This is a genomic window from Acinetobacter sp. 24-47-64, assembly GCF_057737055.1.
Genome location: NZ_CM173215.1, coordinates 2,974,756 through 2,993,779 on the forward strand (window position 1 = coordinate 2,974,756; position 19,024 = coordinate 2,993,779).

General features: G+C 31.7%; 19 protein-coding genes. 2 read left to right on the forward strand and 17 right to left on the reverse strand.

All coding sequences use genetic code 11. The annotated features are described in order from the left end of the window. Positions 1-11 precede the first annotated feature (11 nt). The 15 genes from AC1M85_RS14115 to AC1M85_RS14185 all read right to left on the reverse strand — a co-directional run bounded on the left by AC1M85_RS14115 (position 12) and on the right by AC1M85_RS14185 (position 13,219). Positions 12-533, reverse strand: a complete 522-nt coding sequence (locus AC1M85_RS14115; protein ID WP_488213268.1) for a PglD-related sugar-binding protein — start codon at positions 531-533, stop codon at positions 12-14. After that, entirely contained in the window at positions 526-1,536 is a 1,011-nt protein-coding gene (locus tag AC1M85_RS14120) for an MraY family glycosyltransferase (RefSeq protein ID WP_488213269.1), read from the reverse strand. The genes AC1M85_RS14115 and AC1M85_RS14120 overlap by 8 nt, the downstream gene beginning before the upstream one ends. A gap of 14 nt (positions 1,537-1,550) precedes the next feature. After that, the gene (locus AC1M85_RS14125) at positions 1,551-2,492 is read right to left on the reverse strand and encodes an NAD-dependent epimerase/dehydratase family protein (protein ID WP_488213270.1); all 942 of its coding nucleotides are present in this window, start codon (positions 2,490-2,492) and stop codon (positions 1,551-1,553) included. A 3-nt stretch (positions 2,493-2,495) separates the two neighbouring features. Then, complete coding sequence (locus AC1M85_RS14130) at positions 2,496-3,692, reverse strand: glycosyltransferase family 4 protein (RefSeq protein WP_488213888.1); 1,197 nt, start codon at positions 3,690-3,692, stop codon at positions 2,496-2,498. Between the two features lie 14 nt (positions 3,693-3,706). Next, positions 3,707-4,837, reverse strand: coding sequence for a non-hydrolyzing UDP-N-acetylglucosamine 2-epimerase (wecB, locus tag AC1M85_RS14135; RefSeq protein ID WP_488213271.1), 1,131 nt, complete (start codon positions 4,835-4,837; stop codon positions 3,707-3,709). Positions 4,838-4,849: 12 nt separating this feature from the next. After that, positions 4,850-5,962 (reverse strand): UDP-2-acetamido-2,6-beta-L-arabino-hexul-4-ose reductase, encoded by a 1,113-nt coding sequence (gene wbjC, locus AC1M85_RS14140; RefSeq protein WP_488213272.1) that lies wholly within the window; start codon positions 5,960-5,962, stop codon positions 4,850-4,852. 2 nt (positions 5,963-5,964) lie between these two features. Continuing rightward, positions 5,965-6,999 (reverse strand): polysaccharide biosynthesis protein, encoded by a 1,035-nt coding sequence (locus tag AC1M85_RS14145; protein ID WP_488213273.1) that lies wholly within the window; start codon positions 6,997-6,999, stop codon positions 5,965-5,967. A gap of 10 nt (positions 7,000-7,009) precedes the next feature. Beyond that, the gene (locus AC1M85_RS14150; protein WP_488213274.1) at positions 7,010-8,119 is read right to left on the reverse strand and encodes a glycosyltransferase; all 1,110 of its coding nucleotides are present in this window, start codon (positions 8,117-8,119) and stop codon (positions 7,010-7,012) included. Positions 8,120-8,126: 7 nt separating this feature from the next. Then, a complete protein-coding gene (locus AC1M85_RS14155) occupies positions 8,127-9,419 on the reverse strand; it encodes a hypothetical protein (protein WP_488213275.1) in 1,293 nt (430 codons plus the stop codon). Further along, on the reverse strand, positions 9,412-10,353 hold the full coding sequence (locus AC1M85_RS14160) for a glycosyltransferase family 2 protein (RefSeq protein WP_488213276.1): 942 nt from the start codon (positions 10,351-10,353) through the stop codon (positions 9,412-9,414). Before AC1M85_RS14160 ends, AC1M85_RS14155 begins: the two co-directional genes overlap by 8 nt. Continuing rightward, positions 10,353-11,201, reverse strand: a complete 849-nt coding sequence (locus AC1M85_RS14165) for a glycosyltransferase family 2 protein (protein WP_488213277.1) — start codon at positions 11,199-11,201, stop codon at positions 10,353-10,355. Before AC1M85_RS14165 ends, AC1M85_RS14160 begins: the two co-directional genes overlap by 1 nt. Continuing rightward, the gene (locus tag AC1M85_RS14170; protein WP_488213278.1) at positions 11,201-12,376 is read right to left on the reverse strand and encodes a nucleotide sugar dehydrogenase; all 1,176 of its coding nucleotides are present in this window, start codon (positions 12,374-12,376) and stop codon (positions 11,201-11,203) included. Before AC1M85_RS14170 ends, AC1M85_RS14165 begins: the two co-directional genes overlap by 1 nt. A 218-nt stretch (positions 12,377-12,594) precedes the next feature. Then, positions 12,595-12,705, reverse strand: a complete 111-nt coding sequence (locus AC1M85_RS14175) for a hypothetical protein (protein WP_481595909.1) — start codon at positions 12,703-12,705, stop codon at positions 12,595-12,597. A 78-nt stretch (positions 12,706-12,783) separates the two neighbouring features. Then, positions 12,784-13,065 (reverse strand): transposase, encoded by a 282-nt coding sequence (locus tag AC1M85_RS14180; RefSeq protein WP_488213279.1) that lies wholly within the window; start codon positions 13,063-13,065, stop codon positions 12,784-12,786. Beyond that, positions 13,013-13,219, reverse strand: coding sequence for a hypothetical protein (locus AC1M85_RS14185; RefSeq protein ID WP_488213280.1), 207 nt, complete (start codon positions 13,217-13,219; stop codon positions 13,013-13,015). Before AC1M85_RS14185 ends, AC1M85_RS14180 begins: the two co-directional genes overlap by 53 nt. Before the next feature lie 392 nt (positions 13,220-13,611). On the opposite strand from AC1M85_RS14185, the gene AC1M85_RS14190 reads away from it, so the two are divergent. Beyond that, positions 13,612-15,051, forward strand: a complete 1,440-nt coding sequence (locus tag AC1M85_RS14190; protein WP_488213281.1) for a lipopolysaccharide biosynthesis protein — start codon at positions 13,612-13,614, stop codon at positions 15,049-15,051. A gap of 52 nt (positions 15,052-15,103) precedes the next feature. After that, positions 15,104-16,270 (forward strand): TDP-N-acetylfucosamine:lipid II N-acetylfucosaminyltransferase family protein, encoded by a 1,167-nt coding sequence (locus tag AC1M85_RS14195; protein ID WP_488213282.1) that lies wholly within the window; start codon positions 15,104-15,106, stop codon positions 16,268-16,270. A gap of 66 nt (positions 16,271-16,336) precedes the next feature. Here the strand turns inward: AC1M85_RS14195 and AC1M85_RS14200 are convergent, their stop codons facing one another. Beyond that, entirely contained in the window at positions 16,337-17,341 is a 1,005-nt protein-coding gene (locus AC1M85_RS14200; RefSeq protein ID WP_488213283.1) for an ATP-grasp domain-containing protein, read from the reverse strand. A gap of 128 nt (positions 17,342-17,469) precedes the next feature. Further along, entirely contained in the window at positions 17,470-19,023 is a 1,554-nt protein-coding gene (locus AC1M85_RS14205; protein ID WP_488213284.1) for a GNAT family N-acetyltransferase, read from the reverse strand. Between the last annotated feature and the right edge of the window lies 1 nt (position 19,024).

A 19,024-nucleotide genomic window follows, 5' to 3' on the forward strand; every position in this document is an offset into this window, starting at 1 on the left:
ATATCAATGTATTACTTCAAAATAGCATTCTCTTCAATTAATTCTCCCCCAGCGCATTTAACGCCAACACTTAAATGTGCATATTCACTGACCACAACATCATGGTCGAGAAGTACGCCTAAATTTAATAAGACACCATTTTTAATAATCACATTGGAGCTTAATATACAACCCGCCATAATTGAAACTCCCTTTCCAATTTTTACACTCGGGCTGATAATTGCGCTTGGATGTATGATAGTAGCCAAAGGTATATCACGCGCCATAAGAGCTTCATGCCATTTACGTCTAATTTGATTATTTCCTACAGCAGCAATACCTTCTATTCGCTTATTTTCAATCCATTTTTTTAAACCCACTATATTTGAAACAACTTTAATTCCATTTATTACCTTATTGTTCGGCCATTGATCATCCGCAAAATAGATATTAGACCACTGATTTAACATTTGTGCGACTTCAGCTAATGCTTGACCATAACCACCAGCACCTAGAATGATTAATTCAGGTAAAGCTGTTTCTTGCTCAGGCATCAGGATTCCCCGCTTTTAGGAAAACTGCGATCAGTACCAAAGGTAAATAAGCAATTAAAACACCTAGTTCAGGCATAACAAAATATTCTTTAACTGTTAAGTAGGCTATTGGGAATAACCATAAAATATTAATAAATACAACACCCATGGTCACTGGCGTATGACTTCCCCATTTACGCGATAAAATTTGATAGCCATGACTTCGATGCGCGTCATACATTTTATAACCACTCAATACACGTTTCACAAGTGTATATGTTGCATCTACAATAAAGACACCTAAGCAAATAATCCATGCACAAAACAGAGTTAAATTTTCTTTTAAAGCAATAAGGGCCAAAATACCCAAAGTTAGCCCTAAAAAGCCGCTACATGCATCCCCCATAAAAATCTTAGCTTTGGGAAAATTCCATAATAAAAAGCCAAATACAGATACTGCGAGTAATAAAAGAATATCAGTATTTGAAGATGGGCTAATAACATAGTATATAATTGCCATACTGACTGCGGTTGTGATTGCTTCAATACTCGCAATACCATTAATACCATCCATAAAGTTATATAGATTGAGCAACCACACCAAAAATAATACCGCAATAATATTGGCGATAAAACCAAGCTCTAAACCATTAAAGACAGTGACTTCACTAAAACCAGCCAAACTTATTACAACACCAATTGCAACCAAAAAATGGATTGCTAAACGCAGCATAGAATTGATATGCCCACGGTCATCTAAGAAACCAAGTAATGCGATGACAAAGCCAGCAACTATAAGTGTCAAACCAATATCTGTTGAAAGTTGTTGATTAAACATTAATACAGCTAGTGCTAATAAGTAACTGCATACCACCGCTACCCCACCACCACGTGGTGTAGGTATGCTATGAGAGCTACGTTCATTAGGATTATCTATAATATTTTTCTTTAAAGCATAAGTTCGCATAAAATAAGTCATAGCGAATGCGAGCATAAACAATAAAAAAAGGGAAACAATGGACATAACAATGATTAGACTCAATTTTTATTTAAAATATCAAACATTTTTTCTAGACTTTCATCAACAGTATAAGGTGCTGTCCAACCTAGAAGTTGAGTATTTTTAGTAGTATCTACCAACAATTCGGAACATAGACGTGATGCAACTGCTTTTTTACCCACTAAACTTGCCAGAAAACTGATCAAGCTTTTTGGAATAGGTAAAACTAGCAATTGATTCTTTTGATATTTTGCTAACTTTTCAAATAGTTGTTTGACCGAAATATCATTCTGATCACTGGCTAAAAATACCTCACGGTTGGCATTTGGATGGGTAATACAGGTATGAATCAGGTCAGCTAAATTATAGACACTCACCATACTGCGTTTATTATCTAAACAACCAATCGGTAAAGGGAGTTTTTTACTTGCCAAGCTCACCATACTTTTAAAGTTGGCTTTTACTTTAGGTCCATAAATAAGGACAGGACGTATAATGACAACTTCTAAGCCAGTATTTTTAGAAAGTTCTAGTAAGGCTTGCTCAGCTTCATATTTAGATAAGCCATAGGGATCATCTGTACAGACAGCATCATGAGGTTGGAAAGCATGAGTGGTAGTTTGTTCACCATTCACTTTAATACTGCTTAAATAAATAAAGCGTTTAACTCCACTTTTTACAGCTTTTTTAGCAAGATTTAAAGTACCTTGCACATTGGTTTGGCGGTATGCTTCAATTGGCGATGCAGCAGTTTCATTCATGACATGCGCACGACCTGCACAGTGAATAATAATCTCAACTTGATTCAGTGCAATATTATCTAAGTTATCATTTAAATCAAAATTGATATTACTAATATTTGGATGATCAAATGTTTGGGCTTTACGTGTATGCGCTAAAACACAATAGCCTTTTTCAGCCAAAAATGGCGATAGATATTGACCTAAGAAACCGTTGCTGCCTGTAATTAAAATTTTCATAGATCATTTTCCACTTAAGTTCAAATCATTAACAATCTTTAAAATTTTATGCATTGCAACTTTTTCTGAGTAATTGTCAATCAAAACATCTCTAGAAGAATTAAGAGAGTGTTCTTTAAAATTAAGTATAATTTCGTCCATCTTTTCAGCTAAAACTAGCTCATCATTTGGCGCAACATTCCATCCGATTTGATGTTCTAGCACCATCTCTGATACTTCCGCTTGTTTTTCCATGACAGCTAAAATTGGTTTATTTGCCGCCATAGTAAAATATGATTTACTAGGCACGCCCAATCCAAGCATTCCTTCAGTCAATGTTACTAGTGCAACATCACAAGCATTTAATCCAATTGATTTTTGATCTTGCTCCAAAGACCCCCAATATACAATATTGTTCATACCCAAATTTTGGATTTGCTCTTTAAGATGTGATACATATGCCCCATCACCTATAAACAGAAACTTAGCTCGCTCCGAATATTTCATTTTTTTTATGGCTTTACAAACAATATCAACACCTTGCACACGACCTATATTTCCAAAAAATTGAAATATAATAGTTTCATCGTTGCACCACCCAAGTGATTTTAAGATAGGATTATCTGACTTTTTTTGTATTTCAATGTCTTCGAAATCTATCCAATTTTGAACAACATGAATATTGTCTTTTTTAGTTTTGCTGTAAACTAAGCTCTTCATGTCTCTGCCGATTACAATGACTTGATCAGCACTCGCATAAATTTTATCAAAAAAATATTTTATAATTTTATATGGAATACTGTCCTGCTGCAGCACTTTAGCTGCAACTAAATTCTCAGGAAAAACATCATGAACTAAAAGTACCCACTTATATCCTATTATTTTTTTAGTTAAAAATATGACGCTCAATAAAAAAATCGGGGTTGTACCTGTAAAAACTGTTGAGCCACGCTTAACATGCTGAATAATTTCAAAAAAAAACTTTAGAACAATTATCAATTCATACAAAAACCGTTTAACTAAATTTTTTTTATCTAACTGTGGCGCAGAAACATAATGCCCATTTTCATATTTTGGACAACTCTTATCTTCTTTGGCGATCAAAACAAGATCTATATCATCTTGCTTATTAAAAAAACAGTATAATTTCCCTAATAAGTATCCTGTAGTATTTTGATTACTATGATAATACTCAGTGATGAGATAAATCTTATTTTTCACGTTCATTTTAGACCTTAGAAGTTTTTCCAAACTACACGATTCACATAATCAGTATAACTTAGAATAATTCGTGTAACTTTTTCACTCACATTTGGCATGCTATAGTCAGCAACTAAACGAAGTAATCGCTCTTCACCACGTGGTTGATGATCCAAAATATCTAAGCCTTGTAAAATACGCTCAGCTGTTAATCCGACCATCATTACAGCAGCTTCTTCCATTCCCTCAGGACGTTCATGAGCCTGGCGCAAATTCAGTGCAGGGAAATTTAAAATTGAAGATTCTTCATTAATCGTGCCACTATCTGATAAAGTAGCCTTAGCTGATAATTGCAACTTGTTATAATCACTAAAACCCAATGGTTTTAGTAATTGAATTAAAGGATGAAATTCAACATTTAACTCTTCAATACGCTTACGAGTACGAGGATGTGTAGATACAATCACAGGATATTTATATTTCTCTGCAACTGCATTTAACATCTCTACCAAATCTAAGAAGTTCTGATCTGAGTTAATATTTTCTTCACGGTGAGCACTCACAATAAAATATTCATGCTCTTTTAAATTTAAACGTTCAAGAACATCAGAGGCTTCAATTTTCGCTTTGTAATGATGAAGTACCTCAAACATTGGACTACCTGTTTTGATTACTAAATCAGCGGGTAATCCTTCAGCCAATAAATAATCACGAGCAATCGTACTGTAAGTTAAATTAATATCAGCAGTATGATCGACAATTCGGCGGTTAATTTCTTCAGGAACTCGCATATCGAAGCAACGATTTCCAGCTTCCATGTGGAAAGTTGGAATCTTGCGGCGCTTAGCAGGAATAACAGCCATACAACTGTTAGTATCGCCTAATACCAATAATGCTGCAGGTTGTACTTCTTCTAACACTTTATCAACGGCAATAATCACATTACCAATCGTTTCGGCACCTGTAGCACCAGCTGCATTTAAAAAATGGTCAGGTTTACGGATACCCAAATCAGTAAAGAAAATTTCATTTAATTCATAGTCATAGTTTTGACCAGTATGAACAATAATATGGTCAAAATATTCATCACACGCAGCCATTACACGCGATAAACGAATAATTTCTGGGCGTGTGCCCACTACTGTCATTAATTTTAACTTTTTCACAAATCTGTACTCTTAATTCGTTAATGGCATAGCGTAGGTGTCAGGTTTTTCTCGGTCGAAAATTTCATTTGCCCATAACATTACGACCATTTCATCTTCCCCAATATTAGTAATGTCATGCGTCCAACCTGGCACGGTTTCTACAATTCTTGGTTCATCACCACAGGTTTCAAGCTCATAAAACTCTCCTGTGATGACATGTTTAAACTTAAATAATGCCTTACCCTTAATCACCAAAAATTTTTCTGTTTTTGTATGGTGATAATGTCCACCACGTGTAATACCAGGGTGTGCAGTAAAGTATGAGAACTGTCCTGCATCTGGTGTTTTCAGCATTTCTACAAACACACCACGCTGATCGCCATATTTAGGTACACTATAGTCAAACTGTTCAGGTTTTAAGAAACTTAAATAAGTCGAATAAAGTGCACGAATTAAACCTGTTCCGACACGCTCAGTAATCAAGCTATTACGAGACTCCTTAAAACCCTGCAATGTTCGAGCTAATTCACCTACTGTAATTTGATATTCAGGCGAAACTTCAAATAACTGTTTAACGTGAAGATGACCTTGAATAATATTCCAAAATGACTCTACTACATCATCTACATACACTAAACGAATAACTGCATTTGCATCATGAATCTGAATAGGCAAGTTATTTGCTGTGTTATAGCAGAATGTCGCTACAGCAGAATTATAGTTTGGGCGGGACCATTTACCAAACACATTGGCTAAACGACAAATATAAACACGATTGCCATACTTTTCCTGAAGTTCTAATAAAGCCTGTTCACCACCGAGCTTACTTTGTCCATAGGCATTATCACGTTCCGCCTGAATAGAGGAAGAAAGAATAATCGGTGTTTGCTTTTCAGCCTGTCTGAGAATATCTACTATTTTTTGAGTAAGGGTAACATTGCCATCAATGAACTCTTGTTCATTTAAAGGGCGATTTACCCCTGCCAAATGTACAATCCAGTCAGCGCTAAGTACAGATTCTTCTAAATCTGATTCAGACGAATCACGATTAAACTTTGTGATCTCAATATCAGATTTTTCTGATAAAAATTGAATCAAATTTTTTGCAATAAAGCCCTCTGAACCAGTAACTAAAATCTTCATATTTAAGCCTCTGGATCCACATATTGCCCTTGAGTCAACGCACGTATGAATTCAAGTTTTAGTAATAATTTTGTCATACCTTCAACATCTAAGCGATCAGTATTATGAGAGTTATAGTCTTCCAACTCCGTGATCTTCGCATCACCCTGTTCTACATATTTTTCATAGTTGAGATCACGTTGATCCGCTGGTACTCGGAAGTAATAGCCTTGATCTAAAGCAACTGCCATTTCTTCACGACTTAGTAAAGCTTCAAATGCTTTTTCACCATGGCGTGTACCCATTATAGTTACAGGATGATCTTGTACATTAAGCAATTCTTTAAGAGCCTGCGTTAATACTTCAATCGTTGCAGCTGGTGCTTTCTGTACGAAAATATCACCATTTTGACCATGTTCAAATGCATATAGAACTAAATCCACAGCATCATCCAAAGTCATCATAAAGCGTGTCATATTTGGATCAGTAATCGTTAATGGTTTACCTTGACGAATTAAATCAACAAATAAAGGAATGACTGAACCGCGAGAAGCCATCACATTGCCATACCGTGTACAGCAAATGGTTGTATCTAAATTGTCTAAGTTGCGTGATTTTGCAACTATAACTTTTTCCATCATTGCCTTAGAAATACCCATGGCATTGATAGGATAAACAGCTTTATCTGTACTTAAACAAACAATACGTTTAACGCCATTTTGAATTGCTGCTTCCAAAACGTTTTCTGTACCTACTACGTTAGTTTTTACAGCTTCCATCGGGTGAAATTCACATGAAGGCACCTGCTTTAAAGCCGCTGCATGATAGATATAATCAACACCGCGAGTCGCATTTAAAATACTGTTATAATCACGCACATCACCAATGTAGAACTTCAATTTAGATGACTGATACTTTTTACGCATGTCATCTTGTTTTTTTTCATCACGGCTAAAAATACGAATTTCTTTAATATCTGTTTCTAAAAATCGTTTTAAAACAGCATTACCGAACGATCCGGTGCCACCTGTGATTAATAGAATTTTATCTCTAAACATATATATTCACTTATTTATACATACAATTTTCAATAATTTGCAGATACTTATCTGCCCGATCTTGTGCATTAGAAAAATTTTTAGCATATTCTTGAGCAGTCAATAGCTCAGAATTCAACTCAATATTATCCTTTTTTAAAATAAAATTGTGAATTACAAGTGCGGCCGACTCTGGATCAGATGGTTCAAAATAAAAAGCGAAATCAGAGCAAACATCTTTAATAAAACTTCGATTGGAAGCAAATAAGGGTTTTTTCATAATCATAGCTTCTAAAGGAGTAGCAGAAAAACACTCTAAAAAACTAGGGAAGAAAATCGCATCCATCTGTTCATAAAAACTAGGGCATTGATTTACTCTCAAAGGACCAAGGTTAATAACACTTTCCTTAAAACAAGAAGATTTATTAAGCCATTCGTCATTATTTAAAGTCACATAAAAATCCACATCTTGTTTATATTTATTTTTTAAAATTTCTTTTACCTTAGGTATGATGTCAAGATTTTTATGAAAGTAATCACGACTAATTAAACCTATTTTAATTTTAAGAGACGATTCAATATGAATGCTATCCCACAGCTTCGAATTAAAATATATATTGGAAACAGTATTATGAACCACATATATTTTATCTTCGTCGAAAATATTAAGATCAATTAGACGCCTCTTAACATGCTCCAGTTCAACAATACAAAATGTTGATATTTTGAAAAATTTTTTTTGCAATAAAAATTTCAAAAAATATTTAAATCTATCTAGAGTTGAAAGCATAGTATAGCATTCATTATTAGGATAAATAATCCATGGTTGAGCGAATCCAACTATGTTAATCCCATTGATATTATAATAACAAGGACCAAAGATCGTAAATACTAGATCATAATGACTAAATAAATCAGAATTTTTTTTGTAATTTCTTAAACCATGAATATTATAAATTTGATATTTTTTAAATTTATTTTTAACAGAATGATTAATATTTTTATCCACCTCAGAAGACACAAGAACTTCAAAAAAATTAATTATACTGTTAGTTTTGGACTCCAGTTCATTGATAAATGAACTAGCAACTTGAACTCCACCACCATTATGCAAGTTAGCCGCATTTATAAGAATTTTCAATTCACACCTAAATTTTTTTTGCCAAATAATAAGCTATTATACCAGCCAATAAGTTGCCATAAGAAGACATTAAGTCACCTCTAAACATAAAAAAAAGCGCGGCACATAAAAACACTCCCAGATAAACTTGGTATTTATCATGTAGCATATTTTCCTTTGATAAAAGAATGAAGTCAATTTGCTTCATAATAAATCCAATTACAATGCAAAAAACTACTATTCCCATGAATCCAAAATTAACATACCCCTCAGCAACGTAAGGCATTGATATATTGTTAAAAAAATAATTTTTATCTTCAGCTAACTGATATCCACTACCATATGGCTTATCAACCCAAAACAATCTTGGAATAAAAAATAGTAGAGCCCCCAACAGCTGATAACCATAAGTTATAAATTCAAATCTTATTACATCCATAAGATTTTGATAAGCATCAAAATGTGCTTCATTTAAAAAACTTAGATCTGGGACAAAACTAATTTTTGATAGATTTTCAAAATAACGGAATTGATTCAAAAAAGGAAATATGTAAAAAATACTCAAAATTAGAAAAATCATCATATAAGATGAATATTTTGCTTTTGGTATTAAAGCAATAAGCAATGGAAAATAAATATAAGCAACCATAAATCTTGGTATTGCTGTTGGGAATGCACACAATAAAACCAGTAAAAACAAAATGGTTTTCAATAAAATTGTTGCATTTTTCAAAAATTTTAAAAAAATAAAAACTGGCAATATCATTGCGGTAACTGATATAACTCTGAAATATTGACTCACTTGTATACTATATTCAAATTCATCTTCCACAAAACCTCTAAAAAAAAGTTTACTGAAGTTAAAACCGTAAGAATAAAACACTATAAAAAAACATATTAAACTCACTAATATTGCAATAAATTTATTACCACCACCTTCTTTAATTTTTAATTTATTATGTAAAAGAACTGGTGATATCAAATAAGACGCAAAAACAATAATAAGAGAAAAAAATATTATAAAGTTATTTAAAAGATAATTGTAATCATTAAAATTAAAATGTGTCCAAAATAAAGTATTATTATTGTACTGAACCCAAGGCGCAACAACAAAAAATACTAAATTAAAAAAATAAAAAAATAGAATAGTTTTAACCGTATTCTTCAAAAAGATTAAAAAAAATATAAAAATTAAACTAAAATTAATTAAAAATGTTATATGTATGATATTCAGATCAATATTACAATTAATTAAAAACATCAACACAAGAATATGAGATAACAAGAAAAAAATTAAATACTTAATATCGATACTAGACATAAACTTTAACTCTACGATAAAAACTATATAAAATAATAAATAGTTTTGGGAATATTAGAAAAAAAAATTCCAAACTTGACATATAATTATTTTTTTTAAATTTTCCTAGATTTTTTTTATATATTTTAGAAAATTTATTATAATTTTTTAAACTTTCATAACAACCGATTCTCTGAACACCATAAATTGAAATTAAATATAACAAATAGAATCTCATATATTCAATTTCTTGCCCTTCATTATTAAAGTTTAAGTATTTATAAAAAATATGGACCAAACTATCCATTGTTTTTTTATTATGATCATCATTGAATTTTCTTGTTATACTATCAGGATTATCTCTATACCAGTATAATTGATACTCAATATGCCTACTATTTTTTGTGCATAAGTACATTATTGGAAGCAATTCTAAATCTTCATAATATATACCTTCTTTAAAACTATATTTCGATATATAATCATAAGAAAAAACGCGCATACAAATATGCCAATTTTTTTTATAAAACAATGATTTTAAATCATTATTAAGTCTAGACTCTACAATTTCACCATTAGATCCCAACATATTAAAATCTAATATATCAAATTCTCCAATTTTCATTTGATTTTGAATTTCTACAATATATCCTGATAAAATCTTATCATCTGCATCTACAAAAGATAAATACTTCCCTTTAGCATATTTAATACCAATATTTCTAGCGTGGCTAACTCCATAATTTTCAGTATTAATCAAAACAAAATTTTTTTTAAAATTTTTGGAGACTTTACTAATAAACTGCTCAATTATTTTAACACTAGAATCTGTAGATCCATCATTAACACATATAACTTCAACACTCTCATCTATTTGCAGATAAATACTATTTAATGTTTCATATATAAAATCTTGCATATTATATATAGTAACTACTATAGAAAGCTTATACATTAAAAATTTCTCTTTATACTCAAAATAAATGATTTAAAAGATAAAAAATTTTTTAACAGAAATAATTTAAACAATGTTTCAAGAAAATAAGATTTATCATCGTAATAGATCATATTTTTACTTAACAAAATTATATCTTTAATACCGAGCTTATGTTTATCAATAAAGTAGACATAGGTCTCTCTTATCTTATTTGTTTTAGCTTGAGAAATCCTATTGTAATCATGATCCATATCGATAACATAAGTGTGCACTCGAACAAGTTTTGCTTTTTTACCACTCATCTTTAGTAATCTAAACCAACAATCATAATCTTGCCACATTTTTAACTTTTCATCAAAACCATTAACATTTCTCAATGATTGAGTCTTACAAAAAATTTGGTTACCAACATAATTATGTGCCAAAATATCATTTAACCCTATTTCACCTTTACATAATAATACACCTTGTTTATATGTCTTTTTTTTTCTTTTAACTAGATAACTTGAGTAAATAAATATGAAATCTTCACTCCATTTTTTTATAAATTTTTCTATTCTATCAATAGAAAAATAATCATCATCATCTAATCCCGTAATAAATTCACCTTTTGCATTTTCAATTGCAATATTTCTACTTACACATGCCCCAGTATTTTTTTCTTTAAAAAAATAGCGAATTCGCTGATCTTCAGCTACTATTTGTCTCAAATACTCTTGCGTCCCATCTGTAGAACAATCATCAACAATTATAACTTCAAGATTTTGATAGGTCTGAGCTTGAACTGACTTTATTGCTCGTTTAAGCAACTCTAATCTGTTGTAGGTTGGAATATAAACCGTAACTAAGGGTTGATCACTAAACATTAATTTTCACCAAATAGGTCACGTGTGTAAACTTTATCCAAGTCAAGTTTTAATTCATCATTCATCCGATTAGTAAGAATTACATCTGAGCTGGATAAAAAGTCCTTTAAATTATTTTGAAGATCATAATTTTCAAATTTTTCTTGTTTCAAAGTCGGCTCATAAATTTGTACATTAATATTATATTCTTGCAACTCATGTATAATGTCTTGAATTGCAGAATCTCTAAAATTGTCTGAACCTGCCTTCATCGTTAGACGATATACCCCTACCATACTTGGACGCTTTTTCAAAATCTCTTTTACTATGAATTGCTTACGAGTTTTGTTTGAGTGAATAATTGCTTGAATTAAATTTTGTGGTACATCTTTATAGTTTGCCAGTAATTGCTTAGTATCCTTAGGCAAACAGTAACCACCATAACCAAACGAAGGGTTATTATAATGTTGACCAATACGAGGATCTAAACCCACCCCCTGTATAATATCTAGACTACTTAAATTATGTTTCGCACAGTAAGTATCTAGTTCATTGAAGTATGCAACACGCATAGCTAAGTACGTATTAGAAAATAATTTAACTGCTTCCGCCTCTGTAGCATCCATACATAAAATTGGAGCAGTGCGCTCTACAGTAGCATTTAAATAAAGTTGGGCAATTTTTTCAGCACGTTCTGATTTTTCACCCACAATAATCCGAGATGGATATAAGTTATCATAAAGTGCTTTTCCTTCACGCAAAAATTCAGGACTAAAGATGATTTGTTCTGTTTTAAAAATTTTTTGCACGTGTGCTGTATAACCGACAGGAATAGTAGATTTAATAATAATCGGCGCAGTTGTATTTACTGATAAAATATCAGCAATAACACTTTCAATTGAAGATGTATCAAAAGAATTGGTCTCTGAATCATAATTGGTAGGCGTGGCAATTATAATATAATCTGCATGTTGATATGCGTGCTTTTTATCAGTAGTTGCTATCAAGTTCAATTGACTTTCTTGTAGGGCTTTTTCAATATACTCATCTACTAAAGGTGAAATTTTCTGATTAATTTTTTCTACACGGGATAAATCAATATCTAGACTAACAACTTGATGTTGATGTGCAAATAGCACTGCATTTGACAAACCAACATATCCTGTCCCAACCACACAAATCTTATGTTTCAACATTGGAAATTACTTCACCATTTAGCTGTATATTACTAAAATCATTAAAGAATATTTTAGTATGACCTTTGAATAAACAACTTGTCGAGCCACACCTTTAACGCAATTTTAGTCGAATGTAGAGTTAAATTCTACTTTAAAAAAACAAATTATATACTAGCTCATATATATTAGTTATCTTTTAAATATCATTTTCAAAAATATTAGGGTTCTTTCATAAATCATTTTTTACTCAGTTCTAAATTATAAATCCCTGCGATTAAACTGAATCTTAATCCCAATCTTTTGCCTCGATTACGATATCGCTCGGCAAGGATTTTGAAGGTCTTCAAAGTCCCAAATACATGCTCAATCCCAATTCTTCTTTTATTGATTTCTTGATTGTAAACTTTTAGCTCAGGTTATAGTTTTCAGTGCTTTTTTGCTTTTAATGGCAATAGACTATTTGGATACACCGTATAAATCCCTTGATAGCCTTTATCTGCAAGGATAAAAGACCCTTTAGGAATTTGATTCAGGTTACGTTTGAAGAGCTCGAAATCATGTACTGCACCACGACTCGTGCATAAACTCAGAATTTGCTGAGTCTTATAGTGGATGATGGCTTGTACTTTGAAAGTATGAGCTTTCTTCTTACCATTATAGCTTTTCTTCTGTTTTTTTAGGTCCTTGTATTGGAATTTCTGTGGCATCTACGATCACCACATTCCAGTCGATACCTTCGCCTTCAGGCAAACTCTTGGGTAAATTAAATAGATTGGACTTGATCAGGCAATCCTCTACGTGGCGGACGATTCTTGAAGCAGTAGGCTCTGACGCACCATAACTCGTTGCGACATGAAACAATGTTCGATATTCACGCCAATAACTTAAGCACAGGAGGATTTGATCTTCTACACTTCACTTAGATGGTCTACCTTTAGCAGGTACAAGCATTTTTAGTTGTTCAGCCATTAAATCAAAGGTTGACCATGAGATGCCTGTATATTGCTTAAACTGTGTTTCAGAAAGCTTCTTTGAGTCGATGTATTTCATTCGCACATTATGCATGAATATTTAAAATTTTTCGGTACAAATAGTCAGCAAGGGATAGATCGATTTGTGATTTATGAAAGAGATCTATTCTCTCTGATTAGAAAAATCAAAAAAAAATACGTGTATAATAAAAATAATAGCTTTAAAAATATTTTAAATGTGATTACCTAACCATATTTCCCTTTAATTTTGCTTAAAAACTTATGAATATTACCCGTAAGACCACAATAGGTGTTTTGTGGAACTTTAGTGAACAATTAATACGCCGTGGTATAGGTTTAATCACAACATTACTCTTGGCTTATTTTTTGGCGCCCGATGAGTACGGACTCATGGCAATGATGGCAGTGTTTATTGCAATTGCTTCAAGTTTAATGGACTCAGGTTTTCGTCAAGCCTTGATTCGCCTGCAAGAGGTTACACAAGAAGACTTCAATACAGCCTTCTACTCCAACCTCATATTGGGTTCTATAGCTTATTTACTTCTCTATCTTTCCGCACCCTATATAGCTGTATTTTATAATGAACCACAATTAACTAATTTAATTCAGGTTCTTGGATTAGTCATATTGATTAATGCTTTCGAAATTGTACAAATCGTTATTTTTCATCGACAGATGAACTTTAAAATTCAATTAATAATCAGCCTGCCAGCCGCACTAATATCAGCTTGTATAGCAATTGGCTTAGCGTATTGGGGGGCCGGTGTTTGGGCGCTAGTCTTTCAAATGCTAACTTCAGCATTTATTGCTGTTACTTTACTTTGGTGGATAGGCGACTGGCGACCAGCTAAAATATTTAACATGACGTCATTTCGTAAAATGTATAATTTTGGCTATAAATTATTTCTTTCAGGTCTTATAGATACTATTTTTAAAAATCTATACATCATAGTGATTGCAAAACTTTTCGCGGTCTCGATTGCTGGATTATACTTTTTCGCAGAAAAAATAAGAGAGCTTATACTCAATCAATTAGTAAGCGCCATTCAGAATGTCACATATCCTGCATTAGCAAGTATTCAGGATGATGATGCGAGACTCAAAGCAGGCTATCGAAAAGTTATATCTATTACTACTTTTTTACTATTTCCAACACTTACTATTTTAGCTGCTTTAGCACAACCACTTTTTAGTGTAATATTACCTGAAAATTGGCTGCCTGCAGTGCCATATTTCCAACTACTTTGTCTTGCTGGATTACTCTACCCTCTTCACGCCATAAATTTAAATATTTTGAAAGTAAAAGGTCGCTCAGATCTATTTTTATATCTAGAAGTTTTAAAAAAACTCATGCTAGTAATCATTTTATTTATTAGTTACCAATATGGTGTCATTGGTATATTAATTGGGCAGATTATTAGCTCTGTAATATCTTACATACCTAATAGTTATTTTTCATCTAAGTTAATAAATTATCCTGCTGGAGAACAAATGAAAGACTTTATGCCAACTTTAGTTTTATCATTATCAGTTGGTGGAATTATTTTCTATGCTATTCAAAGTATTGCATGGCACCCGATTATAATATTACTTGTATTTGGACTATTTGGTGGAATGCTTTATTTATTTGGATCTTATCTCCTTAAAATCCCCGCATATAGTCTAATCTATAGTGCATTTAAATCCAAAATAAAATGTTAACCTATATCATATATAGAACTCTAAACCCTAACCCGCTCTACAAGGATTTTTTATGGCTCTTAAATTGCTACATATTATTACTGACGAAAAATTCCCAGATGCCGCATATGAACAGTTTGAAGAAACCTTACCAGGTGCGAGTACCTATCTATTACCAGGTAAAAATAAGCCTATCGTATATTTAAAAAAAATCAAACCTACGCGTGTTTCTAATTTTTCATTTTTAAATCCATTTTTTATTCAAGCATTAAGTAATTATGATGCAATTATATTACATTCAATGACCCCTTTTAACCTTGAGCTAATCGCGAGAGCAAATAGTAAAGTAGTATTTGTTTGGATAGGTTTAGGATATGATTATTATGATTTAATTTATCCCAATCCCTATGACATGCTAGATGAAGAAACGGCTAAAATTGTTAAAAATTCAATGCCAAGTTTCGGAACATCAAAGTCATCAAATTTTTTTAAAAACATCTTAAGATCTTTAATTTATACAAATCAAAAAAATAAAATAGACATTATCCAAAAAATTAAAATATTCTGCCCTGTTTTATATGAAGAAGGTAAACTTGTTGAAGAAAAAATAGGTAATTTATCCCCTAAAATAGTTCCATGGAATTATGGCTCTCATCTTAGTCTATTTAATAATATAAAACTAAATCAGTTAACTGGAAATAATATTTTAATTGGAAATAGTGCATCGCCTACCAATAATCATTTTGATATTTTCAAAAAAATAAGTAGATTAAATTTATCAAAAAAAACTAAAATCATTGTACCATTAAGTTATGGAACTCCAGAATACCGAAATTTAGTAATTGAAATGGGTTATAAGTTATTTAACAATCAATTTGAACCAATAACAGAGTTTATGGATTTCAATAGCTACGTTAAATTAATCAAAACCTGCTCTGTTATTATCATGAATCATAAGAGGCAACAAGGTGCCGGTAATGTAGGAATTGGATTATATTTAGGTGCAAAAGTTTTTTTAAATCCAGAGAGCCCACTTTATAAAAACTATATTAATCAAGGCACTATAATTTTTTCTACTAGAGAGTTAGACAAAATTCTATCAGAAGAAATTTCTACAATATCGCCTGAAAACATCCAAATTAATCGTAATTTATTTGAATTAAATCGAGGTAAAGAGGCGCATTTATTAAAAACAAGAAATTTAATCAAAGAAATTAAATTTCTTGTTTCCAATTCTTAATTTTTTTAGATTACTTTTTTGAACAGTAACTATTGACTTTAAGTTTAAAAATCCAGATTTTCAAAATTAAGCCTCAAGCATTTCAATACTCTTCAAACCTATGCATCCAATTTTAGCATCGTTTAAAACTGGATGCTCCCCCTTCACCATTGCAACCAATGCAGCCGGATAATTAACCCCAGCAATATGACTAAATGGATAACCTCCTCCAAATCGTACATTCATTTCCAGTACATAAATATTTCCATCTTTATCTTCAAGCACATCAACATCCATATTACCAATATGCTTACAAATATTTGCTAGTTGATTCCCCAATCCACTTATAGCAGAATTTTCAATAATTCTTGCCATATCAGTTTCACCTGATCGCATTGATATTTTCTCTCGAATAATCGTTTGTAAATGTTTACCCTGAAGATTGTTAAACACATCCAAACCGTACTCTTTTCCAGTTATCATCTGTTGTACAATTACTGATTGATGTAGTTCAGAAATACTTAAAATACTTAAATAACTTTTTTCAATTTCCTTTTGAGCATAATCGAAGAAAAACTCCAGCTCTTTTTGATTCTCTGCTTTAAACACAGAAATAGATCCCATCCCCCATCTAGGCTTCACAATCACAGGATAGCTTAACTGCCCTTGCTGAATTGCATTCTTTACATCATCTAATTTCAAGAATGTTTGAGGTGTTGGTACATTATTCTCTAAAAGGAAATTATAGGTTTTCCATTTGTCATTTGCGATCTCAATTAACCATGGCTCACTCACAACCAGGGTTACACCGATATCTCCAAATCTTGAACGAGCTTTGGATAAATAAGGTAAATCTATATCAAATAAAGAAAGCACAAGAGAAATTTTTTCTTTTTTACAAATACCAAGCAGCTCATCAATATAATGATCTGAATTTACTTTTGGAACAGTATATGCTTTATCCGCTACAATCATTCCACTCGTTAAAGGGTCGCTATTTGCAGCAACAACTATTCCACTTTCACCTATTGCTTGCTTAAAATATTTTACAAGGTAGCTTCTACGACCTACACTAGTTAAAAGTACGTTCATACGCATACCTTTTAATTACAAACTAAAGTTTAATATATATTTTATATGAATCTCTAAGGTTATTATATATACTTATACAGCATATATAATAAGTGTTTTAGGTTCTATCCTAATATATAAACCAACCTTTAAACCTCATTAAGTAGAGGTATCTCTAAACCCACAGTCACTCTCCCTCTCTCTTGCTTCTGGTAAAGCGCTTTAAATCCTAGTTGTCTATAAAGACTTAATGCATTTTTATTTTCTGACCAAGTTGTAACCTGACATATTTTCATATTTTTTTTCTTACAAATACTTAATACTTCTTTAATTAATTTTTTTGCCAAGCCTTTTCCTTGATATTCAGGACTAACAGATAAATAACTAATAAATGCTTTCTGGTTAATTTGATCATTAGCATAAAAACCAATTAAACAAGTAATATTCTTATCACTATCTAATCCACCTAATATATGGCCTTGATTTTTAAGCTTTTTTATATAATCATCTAAAGATACTTGCTTCCCAATAGAGGGATTGAAAAACTTATCCATTGAGTCAACAAACTCAACAATTTTTTCATCAAGTAAATCTTTTAGATCAACAATAGCAAATTGACCTAAATATTTTTCAAGTGATGGTAATACATCTTTGACATTTAAATCAGGATACAAAGGCAAACAAAGCACTTTTGAAGATATAGACTGCGAAACAGGCAGTTCCGCATAATCACCCAAGACCTTAACTGATTCAAGACTCGGATGAAAATAACGACGTACTTGTATATTTTCAGATGCTAAATCTTGCATTAAATTTAAAACGTCTTTTTCACTTGGTAGTACAATTGGGAAATAGGCATAATTATTAATCGAGTGATCTGACCATTTTTGCTTAACAATTATCTTATCTAAGGTGTGATTATAAGTATCCCAAATATTTCTACGTTTTTCTTTTACATTCTGAATTTCATCAAGCACACACAGTCCCATAGCTGCATTAAACTCTCCCATTTTTGCATTAATCCCTAGTTCATCAATGCAATCAGGCGAAGAAATTCCAAAATTAATTAATTTTTTAGCTTTTTCCAAGTCTTCTCTTCTTTTAAAAATAATTGCACCACCTTCTATACTATGAAAAAGCTTGGTTGCATGTAGACTTAAAATGGATGCATCACCATATTTTAGAATACTTTGTTCTTTATACTTCACATCAAAAGCATGAGCTGCATCATAAATAATCTTGAGATCATGCTTATCTGCAATATCTTGTATAAACTCGACATCACATGGATTACCAAATACATGTACTGGTATAATTGCTCGGGTTTGCGGTGTAATCGCTGATTCTATATTATTAGGATCTAAACACCATGTTTCAGGGTCAATATCAACAAATACAGGATTTATTCCTTCCCACTTTAATGAGCTTGCTGTTGCTATAAAACTAAATGGCGTTGTAATTGCTTCAGCAGGCTTACCATTAACTACTTTATTGACTCCAAGTGTCCGATAAGCAATTTGTAATGCTAAAGTCCCATTTGAAACTAAAAGTAAATTTTCTACACCTAAATATTTTTCTAATCGCTTAGTTAACTCTTGTACTAATGGCCCATTATTTGTAAGCCACTTTCTTTCATATATACCATCAACATAGTCTTCTAGTTTTTCTCTACTCGGCAGATAAGGTTTAGTTACAGGTATCATA

Bases quoted from the DNA above. Each gene is read 5' to 3' on its own strand.
- AC1M85_RS14115 (WP_488213268.1), bottom strand. From the start codon at position 533: ATGCCTGAGCAAGAAACAGCTTTACCTGAATTAATCATTCTAGGTGCT.
- AC1M85_RS14120 (WP_488213269.1), bottom strand. From the start codon at position 1,536: ATGTCCATTGTTTCCCTTTTTTTATTGTTTATGCTCGCATTCGCTATG.
- AC1M85_RS14125 (WP_488213270.1), bottom strand. From the start codon at position 2,492: ATGAAAATTTTAATTACAGGCAGCAACGGTTTCTTAGGTCAATATCTA.
- wbjC (WP_488213272.1), bottom strand. From the start codon at position 5,962: ATGAAGATTTTAGTTACTGGTTCAGAGGGCTTTATTGCAAAAAATTTG.
- AC1M85_RS14145 (WP_488213273.1), bottom strand. From the start codon at position 6,999: ATGTTTAGAGATAAAATTCTATTAATCACAGGTGGCACCGGATCGTTC.
- AC1M85_RS14155 (WP_488213275.1), bottom strand. From the start codon at position 9,419: ATGTCTAGTATCGATATTAAGTATTTAATTTTTTTCTTGTTATCTCAT.
- AC1M85_RS14160 (WP_488213276.1), bottom strand. From the start codon at position 10,353: ATGTATAAGCTTTCTATAGTAGTTACTATATATAATATGCAAGATTTT.
- AC1M85_RS14165 (WP_488213277.1), bottom strand. From the start codon at position 11,201: ATGTTTAGTGATCAACCCTTAGTTACGGTTTATATTCCAACCTACAAC.
- AC1M85_RS14170 (WP_488213278.1), bottom strand. From the start codon at position 12,376: ATGTTGAAACATAAGATTTGTGTGGTTGGGACAGGATATGTTGGTTTG.
- AC1M85_RS14180 (WP_488213279.1), bottom strand. From the start codon at position 13,065: ATGCCACAGAAATTCCAATACAAGGACCTAAAAAAACAGAAGAAAAGC.
- AC1M85_RS14190 (WP_488213281.1), top strand. From the start codon at position 13,612: ATGAATATTACCCGTAAGACCACAATAGGTGTTTTGTGGAACTTTAGT.
- AC1M85_RS14195 (WP_488213282.1), top strand. From the start codon at position 15,104: ATGGCTCTTAAATTGCTACATATTATTACTGACGAAAAATTCCCAGAT.
- AC1M85_RS14200 (WP_488213283.1), bottom strand. From the start codon at position 17,341: ATGAACGTACTTTTAACTAGTGTAGGTCGTAGAAGCTACCTTGTAAAA.
- AC1M85_RS14205 (WP_488213284.1), bottom strand. From the start codon at position 19,023: ATGATACCTGTAACTAAACCTTATCTGCCGAGTAGAGAAAAACTAGAA.